The sequence below is a fragment of the Mycobacterium sp. NGS66 genome (genome assembly GCF_059812225.1).
Map to the genome: position 1 here is coordinate 147,681 of NZ_JCALCG010000006.1, position 12,185 is coordinate 159,865.

Annotated in this window: 10 protein-coding genes; 5 read left to right on the plus strand and 5 right to left on the minus strand. The window is 65.8% G+C overall.

Translation table 11 applies throughout. From position 1 onward, the window contains the following. The first annotated feature begins 80 nt into the window (after positions 1 to 80). Positions 81 to 1,253, plus strand: a complete 1,173-nt coding sequence (locus AC5Y2L_RS14135; RefSeq protein WP_499935964.1) for an aromatic ring-hydroxylating oxygenase subunit alpha — start codon at positions 81 to 83, stop codon at positions 1,251 to 1,253. 213 nt (positions 1,254 to 1,466) lie between these two features. On the opposite strand, the gene AC5Y2L_RS14140 is transcribed toward AC5Y2L_RS14135, so the two are convergent. Together AC5Y2L_RS14140 and AC5Y2L_RS14145 are read right to left on the minus strand one after the other, a co-directional pair. Beyond that, entirely contained in the window at positions 1,467 to 2,438 is a 972-nt protein-coding gene (locus AC5Y2L_RS14140; RefSeq protein ID WP_499935962.1) for an LLM class F420-dependent oxidoreductase, read from the minus strand. Then, entirely contained in the window at positions 2,435 to 3,559 is a 1,125-nt protein-coding gene (locus AC5Y2L_RS14145) for an acyl-CoA dehydrogenase family protein (protein ID WP_499935960.1), read from the minus strand. Before AC5Y2L_RS14145 ends, AC5Y2L_RS14140 begins: the two co-directional genes overlap by 4 nt. 79 nt (positions 3,560 to 3,638) lie before the next feature. On the opposite strand from AC5Y2L_RS14145, the gene AC5Y2L_RS14150 reads away from it, so the two are divergent. Beyond that, positions 3,639 to 4,103 carry a winged helix-turn-helix transcriptional regulator gene (locus AC5Y2L_RS14150; RefSeq protein ID WP_499935958.1) on the plus strand — a complete coding sequence of 155 codons (465 nt, stop codon included), beginning with the start codon at positions 3,639 to 3,641 and terminating at the stop codon, positions 4,101 to 4,103. A 91-nt stretch (positions 4,104 to 4,194) separates the two neighbouring features. Here the strand turns inward: AC5Y2L_RS14150 and AC5Y2L_RS14155 are convergent, their stop codons facing one another. After that, positions 4,195 to 5,409: an oxygenase MpaB family protein gene (locus AC5Y2L_RS14155; RefSeq protein ID WP_499935956.1), complete on the minus strand. Its 1,215-nt coding sequence runs from the start codon at positions 5,407 to 5,409 to the stop codon at positions 4,195 to 4,197. A 74-nt stretch (positions 5,410 to 5,483) separates the two neighbouring features. Here AC5Y2L_RS14155 and AC5Y2L_RS14160 point away from each other — a divergent pair, with 74 nt between their 5' ends. Next, positions 5,484 to 6,119, plus strand: coding sequence for a TetR/AcrR family transcriptional regulator (locus tag AC5Y2L_RS14160; protein ID WP_499935955.1), 636 nt, complete (start codon positions 5,484 to 5,486; stop codon positions 6,117 to 6,119). Here AC5Y2L_RS14160 and AC5Y2L_RS14165 read toward each other — a convergent pair. Further along, a complete protein-coding gene (locus tag AC5Y2L_RS14165) occupies positions 6,103 to 7,578 on the minus strand; it encodes a phospholipase D-like domain-containing protein (protein ID WP_499935954.1) in 1,476 nt (491 codons plus the stop codon). The genes AC5Y2L_RS14160 and AC5Y2L_RS14165 overlap by 17 nt on opposite strands. Positions 7,579 to 7,586: 8 nt before the next feature. Beyond that, a complete protein-coding gene (locus AC5Y2L_RS14170; RefSeq protein WP_499935952.1) occupies positions 7,587 to 9,755 on the minus strand; it encodes a hypothetical protein in 2,169 nt (722 codons plus the stop codon). 208 nt (positions 9,756 to 9,963) lie between these two features. On the opposite strand from AC5Y2L_RS14170, the gene AC5Y2L_RS14175 reads away from it, so the two are divergent. Next, positions 9,964 to 10,362, plus strand: a complete 399-nt coding sequence (locus tag AC5Y2L_RS14175; protein WP_499935951.1) for a hypothetical protein — start codon at positions 9,964 to 9,966, stop codon at positions 10,360 to 10,362. Positions 10,363 to 10,547: 185 nt separating this feature from the next. After that, positions 10,548 to 12,182: an NHL repeat-containing protein gene (locus tag AC5Y2L_RS14180; RefSeq protein ID WP_499935950.1), complete on the plus strand. Its 1,635-nt coding sequence runs from the start codon at positions 10,548 to 10,550 to the stop codon at positions 12,180 to 12,182. Positions 12,183 to 12,185: the final 3 nt, after the last annotated feature.

Here is a 12,185-nt window from a genome sequence, read left to right on the forward strand (position 1 = left end):
TCGATAGTGGCACAGTTGTGAGCTTGACAATACAATCGCTCACCAATGTATGGTCAGAGTCGGTTCGCTGAGGAGGCGCGATGAACTCGACTCGCAATCCGCCTGTCGGCAGTCAGGACGAAGCGCTGACCCGCCGCGCGCTGCAACATGCGCTGAACGGGACCACCGATATGGCCGAGCGGGAGTTACGCGTCCCGCTGCACTACTACCGCGACCCAAAACTGACCGAGATCGAAGAGTCGCAGATCCTGCGGCGGGTGCCGCTGGCGATTGTCCCGTCCGCCCAGCTGCCGACAAAGAACGACTTTGTGGTCCGTTCGGTGCTCGGGGATTCGTTGTTGGTGACCCGTGACCGTACCGGGACGAGCCACGTCTTCTTGAACTATTGCCGGCATCGCGGCGCCATGCCGGCCTGCGGGTCGGGCAACGCATCCCGGTTCGTCTGCCCGTACCACGCCTGGACCTACAAGAACACCGGTGAGCTGTTCATGGTGCCGGGCCGAAGTGGATTCGATTCGATCGACACCGCCGACTACGGGTTGGTCGAGCTACCGTCGCAGGAAAGCCACGGTTTCATCTGGGCGGTCCTCACCGCGGGCGAAAGCATCGACGTCGCAGCGCATCTCGGCCCGCTCGGGCGCGAACTGGAGTCGATGAACTACACCTCGTTCGGATACCATACCGAGCGCGAGTTCGTCTCGGACGTGTCGTGGAAGGGGGCGCTGGAGGCTTTCGCCGAGGGATATCACTTCCCGTTCGTGCACGGCGACAGCCTGATCGGGCAGAACACGTTGGCCAACACGTCTATCTATGACGAGTTCGGCAAGCACCACCGGCTCGGCTTTCCGTTCAACTGGATTGTCGACGTACACAACGACACCGGCGCCGCGCGTGATCCGCAGTCGAACATGGGGGTGATCTTCTGGGTCTACCCGAATCTGATCTTGGCCAACAGTCCAGTGGGAGTGGAGATCATCGACATCCTGCCGGCCGGGGATCCGACTCGCTGCACGGTGCGGCACAGCTGGATGGGCCGAATCCCCGCCACCACCGACGAGATGCGGGACACCTACGATGCAATCTACGCGGGCGTCCATGCCGCCGTGCGGGACGAGGATTTCGCGATGTTGCCACAGTGCGGCCAGGGCGTGCGACATGGGCAGCACGATCACATGGTTATCGGCCGCAACGAGATTGGCGTGCAACACATGATCAAAGTGTTCGCCGACGAACTGGGCGTCGCGCTGCAGTAGGGCGCGGCGCGGGAAGCATGTGTCTTTTGCCCACCTCGGAGCGACAAATTGGTTGGGCCGTCGGGGGATTGAAGCCTTGAGCCATGGGCGGGGCAGCGGGGCTGCCTCGCTGGCGACGTAGAGCGTGAACTGACGGCTTTCGGCGTGAACCCTGGGTGCGGTTCGGCGCGATTTCCCGTCCAAGGCCTTACACTGAAAGTCGTTGATTCACAATCAAAGCCAAGGATTCGCAGCGCTGAGTGCGGTCAAAGTCAGCCGCGCTCCGGGGTCTTCGGCGGTGGCTGGCACGATCGCGACGCAGTCCGCCCCGGCCTGCCGGTAGGCGTTCAGCCGAGCCGCGACTCGTTCCGCAGACCCCAGCGCGCCGACTTCCCCGAGCAGTTCGACGGGTATCGCCGCGGCCAGCTCACGGCGGGACGCGCCGGTGCGGGCCTGCCGGACAAGTTCGTCAAAACCCAATGCGCTGAACATTTCTCCGTAACCGGGCGGGGCCAGGTAAACAGCCAGTTGGGCGGCCAGTTGAGCACGCGCGGCCGCACCGGGGTCCAGTGCGACCGGCACCCACACCGTGAGGCGGGGCGCGGGCCGGTTGATCGCGGCCGCCTGGATTGCCGCCCGCACTTCCGCGACGCGGGCCGGCGAGGCAAGGTTGAGCACGACTTCGTCGGCGTGCTGGGCGGCCAGCCGGATCATGCCAGGACCGTAGGCGCCCAGGGCGATTCGCGTATCGGGGCACGCTTGACGCAGCCGGAAACCACGGCTGCTGACGTAGCGGCCGACGTAGTCGACGCGGTCACCGGCCAAGATCGAACGCAGGCTCTCGATGGTTTCGCGCATGACCGGCACATGGTGCGCCCATGGACGGTCATGCCACTCGGTCACGATCGTGGGACTCGAGGCGCCCAGGGCGATGTCCACCCGGCTGCCGGTGAGCGACGCGACGGAGCTCACCCCGAGGGCCAGTGTCACCGGCCCACGAACACCCACGGCCAGCGGCCCGATCTTCAGCGGCATTCGCGGCGCGCGCAGGCCGATCGCGGTCGCCAGCGCAAAGGCGTCGTAAGTGGCCATTTCGCCGACCCACACTGCCTCGAAGCCGGTGTCGAACGCCGCCAGCGCGACGTCCAACGCCTCGTCGTCGGGACGGTCCAGCCAAAAGGGCAGGGCGACTTCTAAATTCGTCACAACATCGACACGTCGGCCGGCTGGTCGAGCAGGACACGGCCCGGCAGTTCGCGCGAGGCCTCGTTGACCTGGAAGTGCGCGGTAGCCGTGAACGCGTCGCGGAACCGGCGCTGCAGCGGTGCGCCGTCGTAGATGGCGCTCCCGCCCGCCAGGTCATACATGTTGCGCACCACGTCAGCCGAGGCCCGCACGGCATGTGTGGCGGCCAGTCGGAGCCGGTTGCGCAGCACTACCGAAACCTCATCGCTGCCCTGGCTGGCCTGCCAGGCCGCCTCGATCGACTCGTAATACAGTGCGCGAGCGGCACTTAGCGATGCTTCGGCCGTCGCCACCGCGCCTTGGGTGGCCGGGCGTTCTGCCAAGGTGCGCGTCGAGCCCAGGCCCTTCTTGCCGCCGGCCAACTCGACCAGGTCGTCGATGGCGGCGCGGGCGTTGCCCAACGCGGCGGCCCCGATCGACAACGCGAAGAACCCGAACACCGGGAACCGATACAGCGGCCGGTCCAGTACCGGCCCGTCGAACACCGAGAACACGCGATCGGCCGGCACGAAGACATCGTCGGCAACGCTGTCGTGGCTGCCGGTGCCACGCAGACCCAGCGTGTGCCAGGTGTCGAGGACCCGCAGGTCGCCTTTGGGGATCGCAACCACCGACGGCACCCGGCGATCGTCGACGAAGCACCCGGCGAACAACATGTCGGCATGGTTGATGCCGCTGCAGAACGGCCAGCGTCCGGACACCACAACGCCGCCGCTGACGGATTTCGCCCTACCGCGCGGCGCCCACACTCCGGCCGCGACACCCTTTCCGCCGCCGAACATTTCGTCGCGGCTGGACCCCGGCAGGTACGCGACCAGCAGGGCGCTGGTAATGGCAATCGACACACACCAACCGGCCGCCGCGTCGCCGCGTGCCACCGCTTCGGCGCATCGCAGGGTCAGTCCGGGCGGCAGCTCGGGCGCGGCCACCTCGCGCGGCATGGTGGCCCGCAACAGCCCGGCCTCGTTCAGCTGCGCCACCAGCTCGTCCGGAAGCCGGCGCTCGCGCTCGATCTGCGCCGACATTTCGCCGGCCGAAAGCGCGATCTTCTCGGCGACGGTCTCGATGTCCGGGTGACTCATCGCGGCTCCTGATGACGTGGCGGTTCAATTACGTTACCACCTATGGTTCAGCAATTGAACCGGGTACAGTCATTGAACTATGACGGCCGCCGATCTGTCCCACCGCTTCCAGGGCGAGTCCGTCAGTCGGGCTCTCGAGCTGGTGGGCGAGCGCTGGACGCTGCTGATCCTGCGCGAGGCGTTTTTCGGAGTGCAGCGCTTCGGCCAGCTCGCCCGCAACCTGAACATCCCACGCCCCACGCTGTCATCGCGGCTGCGCATGCTCGTCGACGTCGGATTGCTCGCCCGGGTGCCCTATTCGCGGGATCCCGAGCGTCACGAGTACCGGCTCACCGAAGCCGGCCGCGACCTTTTCGCGGCGATCGTCGTGCTCATGCGGTGGGGAGACGAGCACCTGCCGACCCCGGACGGACCGCCGATCGTGCTGCGCCACCAGAATTGCGGCGAACTCGCCGATCCCCGGCTGATCTGCGCGCACTGCGGCGACGAGATCACCGCGCGGAATGTGACACCGGAAGCGGGGCCGGGACTCCGCTCCACATAGGCCCCTGGCGCGGGTATTGACTCTGCATCCTTGGCGACAAAGTGCGAGTGGCGGCCACCGCTGGCGCAGAGTCAATGCCGGCCTCAGGTCGTCACGCGACCCTGACCAGGTGCGCGGCCGAGTCGCCGATGTTCGCCGTGCCGTGGCCAATGATGGTGTGCAGCAACGCTTTTTGCTCTCGCTGACCGCGGTCCGCCGCGCGGTCCATACCGCCGGGCAAGGTCAGGTCTGCGATGCTGCGGGTCACGTTGACTGGGATCCGCAACAGCGGATACCACGGCGGGATGTAGGCCGGCAGCCCGAGCGCGCGCATGGCGCGCGGGCCGAGGAAGCCGCTGGTCACCGACAGGTGCTGGGTCCGAGCGAGGCGGCGGCGTAAGCCCGGCAGCCGGCGGTAGTGCCACACCAGCGGGTCGTCGGCCATCGGGACCGCCAGCTGCTTGGTGGACTCGTCGGACCGGGACAGTGCCGTCGCGGTGTGATAGAGCACCCGCATGCCGTCGCGGAAGCTGTGCGGCAGCCATTCGTCCTGCACGCCGATCAGCCAGCCGACGTAGCGGGTCAGATGTGCGATCGCGTCCAGGTCGGCGGGCGTAGTGATGATTCCCATTCCGAAGCCGCCGACCGGCGGGGCGATGAGCGCGCCCACCAGCGTCGCGGCCATGTCGGTCTGGTTCACCGGCAGGCCCCATTCGTCGGCGCGCCAGTCCGGCATCGCCGCCACGTGCCGGCGTACCAGCGCATGAATCAGCCGCACCCGTAGGGTCGCGCGGTAACCGACGCCGAACGGCGCAAGGCCGCCGTCGGAGATGACGTCCATCGCCCACTGCATTGTCTCCGCGAAGCGTTGGTTGGAACCCTTCTCCAGCGCACCGGTCCGCAACAGGGTCTTGTTGAATCCGGAGAATTGGTAACCGCCCAGAAGTGACACGTCGCGAGCGACGTACATGCCGTCGGCGCCGCCCCGGCGCAGGGCTCGTTGCCCTCTGCGTATCGTGTCCGGGTCCACCCACGCCGGCAGCGACTCAATCCCGTCAAAGAACTCGCGCAACGGGTCCGGTGCTTCGGGGACATTCTCGATGCCGTCGGCGAGGGCCCGATCGAACAGTGGCCGCGTCTGCTTCATCCCGGCCGACGACATCCACTCGACGAGGCGGTCCATCGGCTCGTCACCGACGGTCAGCCGCTCGCCGAGCCGACGCCACTGCTCCGGCGTGGGCTCGCGCAGGCGCAATAGCCGCGCGAACAACCAGAGCGGAGCCGGAACAGGCAAAGGCTGGTCGGGATGGCGCCCCGGAATAGTCATCACCGCTCCTTGAGCCCAGTTATTTTGGATAACGGTCGTGTTCCGAATCTAAGCGCCGGGTAGGGTTGCTGTCAATGAAACGCGCGGAAGTGGTGCGGGATTACGGCGGCATCAGCGCGCCCGACCGGCGCGCCGAACGCCGTCGCAAACTGCTCGCCGCGGGGCGGCAGCTCTGGGGTGAACGCGGTATCAGCGAGGTGACCGTCCGCGGTGTGTGCAACGCGGCCGGGCTGATCCCGCGCTACTTCTACGAGCAGTTCCCGAACCGGGATGCGCTGCTGTTCGCGGTCTCTGACGACGTTCGCGACCAGTTGCTCGACGCGATGGTGGTCGCCGGGGTTGGCGACCCCGGCACGCTGCGAGACAAACTCCGCTCGGCCCTGACGGCTTTCCTGGACATCATTGCCGCCGATCCCCATGTCCATCGGATCGCCACCGGCGACGTGAGCAGCGTGGCCGGCCTGAGCCAACACCGCACCCACATCCTCGACATGATCACCGATCTGGTCGTCGAGCACAGTCCGGACGTCCTCGGCGGCGACACACCAAATCCTGCGGACCTGCGTCGCGGCGCGGTGTTCATGGTCGGCGGGGTGAACCAGCTCATCGAAGCCTGGCTCGAGGATCCCAAGGAAACCATTCACGAGCTGGCCGGCATCTGCGCTGACCTCTGCGTCGCCGTGGTGCGCGGCGCTACGCAGGCGGGTTAGCTGATCGCCGCAGTCCCGCGATGAGCCGCCGCATGCGTCGGGTCAGAGATTGCGGTACGTGGTCGGGATCCATCAGCTCAATCTCCGCCAGTGGGCTCGCCTCTTTCGCCACCGTCCGCTCGGTGACCGGCCGCAGCGTCCTGCCCTCTCCGCGCAGCGCCTCGACGGTTTTCAGGAAAGACCCGCATTCGGCCATCGCCCTTTCGAACTCGCCGACGGAAACGCCAAGGTGTTCGGACACCAGCCGATTGCGCGTCGACGTGACCTGGCGGCGGACGTCATCATGTTGTGGCGCATCTGCATTCGCCTCGATGGCGAGATCGCACTCGCTGTCGAAACCCATCGACCGGTTGTTGAGGTTCGACGATCCGATGCGCAACAGGCGATCGTCGACCACCATGACCTTCGAGTGAATGTAGATCGGCGTACCGTCGCCGGTCGCCGGCCAATAGACGCCCAATCGGTGGTGTTCGTCTGCGGCCCAAAGCACTTGAATGAGCCGGTGACGTGCGCCGTCCATGGTTCCCCGCTCGAGCGGATTGTTGCCTTTGCGAGGAAGGACGATGACGATCTCCGGACCGTCGTCTTCCCGGAGCCGCGCGGCCAGCGCCTCCGCGATGCGCCGAGCCGCCAAATACTGGTTCTCCAGATAGATGGTGTGGCGGGCCGCCGCTATGGCCGCCAGATTGAGCGCTTCGACTTCTCGAACCTCGATGCGGCCGGCGAGTTTTGGCAACGTTCGGGCGATTCCGACGTCGACGTTGCCCAGCGTCGGTTCCAAACCGCTGGGCCAAGCGGTGTGCTTGGCCTCGACCGGCTCCAACGATCGGTCCGTCGCGGAGCGCCAACGTGCGCGGGCTTGCTCACCGAGTGCGCGTGCTGCGGCACCGTCGACCGCCACTGCGACGTCATGGCGAGGGCCGTAACTGCGGCCCAACGCGCGGCGATGGCGGCTGCGCTGCTCATGCGCAGGGGTATCCCATCGGCCGATGGTGAGGTCGATGCCGCCGCAGAACGCAACCGCATCGTCGACGACCACGATCTTCTGGTGATGAACGGCACCGGTCGGGCGCTCGCCGTCGATGGCGAAATGCATTCGCTTACTGGTGATTTGATTGACCAGCGCCACCGGCGTGAGCCCGTACCAGATGCCATCGAGGGCAGGAAGCAGGCGCAGATTGGACTTGAGCAGATAAACGTCGAGGGCCGGCCGTTTCCACACCATCCAATAAAGAAAGGCCCCCAGCTGGTTGGGGCCCGGCAGGGTCTTGGCGCCTCGTTCGAACGTCGTCCTGGCGTCCAAATCCCAACCGATGAGCATGATCCGGTGCCGGGCGCGCAGCATCGCCGCCTTGACATGCTTGAAGTAATCGGCGGCGTCGATGATGCAAGCGAACTGGTCGGCCCGCTCGATGCGCCAGCAGGTCCGCCCGGGTGTCAGCAGTCGATCGTCGGGCACACGAAATCTTACGTCTTCCCGCCTGCGGCTTCGGCCTCGGAACTGCCCAGGCACTGCGGCAGCCGGTGCAGTTCGTCGGGATCCTTACCCTGCACCCGAAGGTGGCGTCGCCCGTCCTCTGTCGTTGCGACGCAGATCAGTGTCTCCTCGCTGCCGGTGCCGTCGGGATCCAGGAAAAGCTCCAATTCTCCGGAGTCCACGAACAAGATGGCGTCATCGTTGGACAGCTTCCAGGGTTGGCCGTCGGTGGGCCACCTGCCGCCGACCAGCCGAATCTCGTTGCGGCCGTTGTCTTCCTGACCGTCGGCTGCCGCGGCCGTGGCACAACTGACCCACAGTTTGCCGGGCAGCGCACGAAAGTACACCGCCAGGCGCTGACGGTTGAGGTTCACGTCGACCGGTATTCCGATCGGCGGCAGCAGCGTGCCCTCGGGATGGTCGTTCAGCGATTTCTTGACTTGGCGGGACCCCACCCCGGTGCCGAACCAGTCGATGGTGAGCACGGTGGTGAGGTATTGCGCGATCGCCAGCGTCAGTAATCCCCCCGCACCGGCCGCGCCTACGCCCGCGGCCCCCACCGCCCAAGTGACCGGCAGCGCAAGCAGGCCGACAACAGCGGCCGCCCCGGCGGCAGTGGCGGCCTTGCCTGCCATCGAAAGGTTGAAGTCGGCATCCACGTCTGGCTCCGGGGGATTCTGCGCCGGTCGGACCCCGACCGTCCTGGGTAGCTCATCGAACCGTTCGGTGACACGCTTGACCTCGGCCTCGTAGTCCTGATGGCTGAGCTCACCGGCGCGCTTTTTGTCGGAGGCCGCGCGCAGTTCCTGTTCGAGGCTCTCCACGGTTTCGTTGACCCGCTGGGTCTCCTGGCTCTTCGGGTCACGCGGTATGTCGTCGAGGCCCATCTCGTAGGTCACCTTGAAGTTGGCTTTGAAGTCGTAGAGCTTGGTTTCGGCGCTCACCGTGCCGTCGACGACCAACCGGCCGTCCTCGGTTCGGGGCACGATATCGGCGTCGAGAGCGTCCAGGCTGCGGTCTTGGCCGCCGATGTTGATGGTCTTAGGGCCCATCAGCAGGCAGGGCGCTTCGTCGTCGAAGTCACTCTCGTCGAGACCGAAGCTGTTCATCACGGTGTCCCGGACCTGCCGCAGGATGCTCCACCCGGTGACCGCCAATCCGGCTTTCTCCCTTGGGTTTTCGGCCAGTATCGAGGCCGGCAGGTCCTCGCCGGCCGGAAGTTCGCGCAGCGTCTGCAGCTGGACCACCATGGACTCGTGGATGGCGTTCTCCGATGACGTGCCGACATAGAACCGCTGCACGACGGCGTCAAGAGCCTTGAACGTGCTGTCGTCCTGCGCGTCCGGGTCCACCTCCAACGGCGACGGCAGCAGACCGACTATCCCGTCCTCGCCCATCTCCGAAAGCTTCGGGCGGACGGCGTCGGCGATCTGGGCGGCCAACGAGTCGAGCACCCTGTTTCGGGCCTCGTCGTCGGACAGGCCGGGGTGCTGCAGCTTTTCCAGGTTCACCATCAGCTCGCCCGCGATGCTGTGGGTTATCCAATATGCCTCGGCGTAGTCCAGTTCCCAGGTGATCCGCGGGTCCTGTCCGGCGAAGGCGGTTTCGCCGACGGCACGGCGCTCGATGTGCGCACCGAACAGGCGCGGTGCGTACTCGTCGCGCAAAGCGGTGGCGACCAGCACCGGAGCGTCTTGCACACCGAAGTTCAGGGCAATCGTCTGCTTCCCCGGCTCTGTTTCGTGCGGCTCGAGCTGGTCGTGAATCGTCAACCGGCCGAACAACGGTATCTCGTTGTACGGGATGTCGCGGGACTCCCCGGCGCGGGGACCGTCCGGGACCGTGATCGTCGCCGGCGGCAGCTCGACCAGTGGTATGCAGGTAACCGAGTCGATGACGATTTTCGAGTCGAAGATCACCAGATCGATCGCGAAATGCCTTAAGGGATCCCGGGATTCGCCGTCGGCTTCCTCCTGCCACAGTCGCTGATGCGAATCGAGGATGAACCACACTCGATCCAGGGTCAGATCGAGTGTGGCCGTCGCGGAGTAGCCGGTGCCGTCGACGGATTCCGTGTACCTGTCGCCGCTGAACATGTCGGCCGTCTGGTCCTGGACGCGCTCACGATGAATTTCGATGATCGTGTCGGGACGTTGCATTACAAACTCCAAGGGCTGGGCGGCGCAGTCGGGTCGGCTTGCCGATCCTGTACCCACAACCGCGTGTTTTGAGTCACCGTCGCAAACCCAGTTGCTGGGTTGAAATCGCAATGGCCTGTCAAGCTGGATCGGCAGCCCCGTCAGACGCAAGGATTCGGCAAGTGGTCCGCGGTAGCTTACGGCCCGGCAGCAGGTAGGAGGAACCGCAATGGACGAGTTGCTGACCGATCACGGTGACCCCGAGAAACACATCGCCGAACTGGAGCAACAGCTTGCCGGGCAGCAGCGCCACGCAGACGTGCCGCCGGCAAGCGGGGGCAATGCGGCTGCATCGCGTCGTTTCGTGGCATCCGCCGCCCCGCCGAGCACCAAGCAGATGATGAAGTACACCAACCTGCTCATCTTCGGGGGCATGGCAGCGCTCGGCGCGGTTAACATCGCGCTCTTCATGATTGGCGCGCTCGTGGGCTCGGATACCGTCATCAAGGTCGTCGGCACCGTGTTGCTCTTCGCGTTCATGCTCGGGGGTATGCCGGCGTTCGCTTTTTTCCAGCGGAGGATGAATCGCAAAAGCAGGTCCTCATCGACGTCGGCAGCAGCGGCCTGACCACCAGCACGATGCCGGGAGATGTTTTTTCATTCGGCGATGCGCAGCTGGGCCGTTGGACTCTCGCCGGGTACGGCGAAACAGGCAAAGGAACGGCGCTGCACCTGCGCAGCGGCGAGCATCGCTTTGTTCTCGGCGGAGAAGATCATCGCATCGCTGCCGAAACACCCTTGGAAGCACCGCCGGTGGACAGCGTGGACGCGGTGATGTCGGCATCGGAGTTCGATGAGCTGCTCACCGTGGTCGGCGGTGCGGGTGCACTGGATGTGCGCGCGACCACGCCGGGGCAACCCATTCGCTGTCTGCTGACCCCCAATCCGGCCAGGAAATACTCGTCTTCGTTTGTCGGGATGTTCAAAAACACCGCCACGGCGACCAAGTTGAACGCCAACCCGCCGAAAGCCGGTATCGCCCTTGATGTCGGCGACGATGCTATTTCGGTGATCGACCTGAAGAGCGGTGCGCGGCGGGCCTCGGCTTCCCTGGAGCAGGCCAGCGCGACAGCGGCGGCAAGCACCCGCTCGGTTCCTCGCAGCGGAGTGCTGACGGCGGCCGTGCTGGTGGTGCGCATCCCCGGTACGCAACCACTGTCCATCGGATGTCCCGATTTCGCCGGACCGCCACAGACCACGGCCAGCGGCAGAACCAAGCTCACCTACCGCTTTGCCTGGCGCGACGAGGTGCCAAAGGAAAGTGAACCGGAATATGTCGTGTCAGCCGCGGACTGGCTGACGCTCGTCGAAAAGTTCGGTCTGGCAGCACAACTGGAAGACAGGGCGCGAGCCGACGAGGTCGCGGCATCGCCAGCGAGCGGGACGCCTCTGGCCCGGCCCAAACGCAAGCTCTGGGTTTATGCCGTCATCATCGCCGCGGTCATATTTGCGGGAATCCCCGCGATGATTTTTGCCACCGGCAGCATTCAGAACAGCCGTCAGGGCAACGAAGATCGGCTGAAGGCGGAGCAGCTACGCCAGTACGCGTTGCCGTTCGCCGGCCTGCGCCTTCCGCACGGCGTGGCGGTGGATTCCGCCGGCAACATCTACGTCGCCGACACCCGCACCAACCAGGTGCTCAAACTGGCGGCTGGATCGAACACGCCAACCGTGCTGCCGTTCACCGGCCTCGATCTCTCCGCCGGCGGGGTCATCAATACTTCCACCGGCGGCGTGGCCGTCGACGGCGCCGGCAACGTCTACGTCACCGACGCCGGCCACAACCGGGTGCTCAAGCTGGCGGCCGGGGCGAACACCCAAACCATGCTGCCGATTCACGCGTTGAATTTCCCCGAGGGTGTGGCGGTAGACCGTGCCGGCACCGTGTATGTCGCCGACACCCACCGGTCCCGGGTGGTGAAGTTGGCGGCCGGGTCCAGCGACCAAACGGTGCTGCCGTCGCTGCGCGGGGCCAGTCCCAATGACGTGGCGGTGGACAACACCGGCAACGTCTACGTCAACGCCTCGTGCAGCAGCGGACGCTATAGCCACAGTTGCCTGATGTGGCTTGCGGCCGGGTCGGACGGGTGGGTCAAGTTGCCGTCTGCCCCCAACGACGCGCAGTACGTTGCGGTCGATGGCGACGGCAACGTGTACGTGGTCAGCGCAGCGGGCGTGCAAAAGTTGGCGCACGGGTCGAAGAACTGGATCGAGGTGCCGGGAGGGTACCGCTTCATCGACCCCATGGGGTTGGCGGTGGACCCCAGCGGCAAGTACGTCTACGTCACCGATCACCTGGGATCCCGGGCGCCGGCATCGTCATTTTTCGGCCTCTGGCATTCGAAGGACGACGCCGAGGGTTTCGTATTCAGGCTGCCGGTCAGCTAGGTC

Coding starts and splice junctions, on each gene's coding strand:
- AC5Y2L_RS14175 (WP_499935951.1), top strand. CDS start 9,964: ATGGACGAGTTGCTGACCGATCACGGTGACCCCGAGAAACACATCGCC.
- AC5Y2L_RS14160 (WP_499935955.1), top strand. CDS start 5,484: ATGAAACGCGCGGAAGTGGTGCGGGATTACGGCGGCATCAGCGCGCCC.
- AC5Y2L_RS14170 (WP_499935952.1), bottom strand. CDS start 9,755: ATGCAACGTCCCGACACGATCATCGAAATTCATCGTGAGCGCGTCCAG.
- AC5Y2L_RS14155 (WP_499935956.1), bottom strand. CDS start 5,409: ATGACTATTCCGGGGCGCCATCCCGACCAGCCTTTGCCTGTTCCGGCT.
- AC5Y2L_RS14150 (WP_499935958.1), top strand. CDS start 3,639: ATGACGGCCGCCGATCTGTCCCACCGCTTCCAGGGCGAGTCCGTCAGT.
- AC5Y2L_RS14145 (WP_499935960.1), bottom strand. CDS start 3,559: ATGAGTCACCCGGACATCGAGACCGTCGCCGAGAAGATCGCGCTTTCG.
- AC5Y2L_RS14135 (WP_499935964.1), top strand. CDS start 81: ATGAACTCGACTCGCAATCCGCCTGTCGGCAGTCAGGACGAAGCGCTG.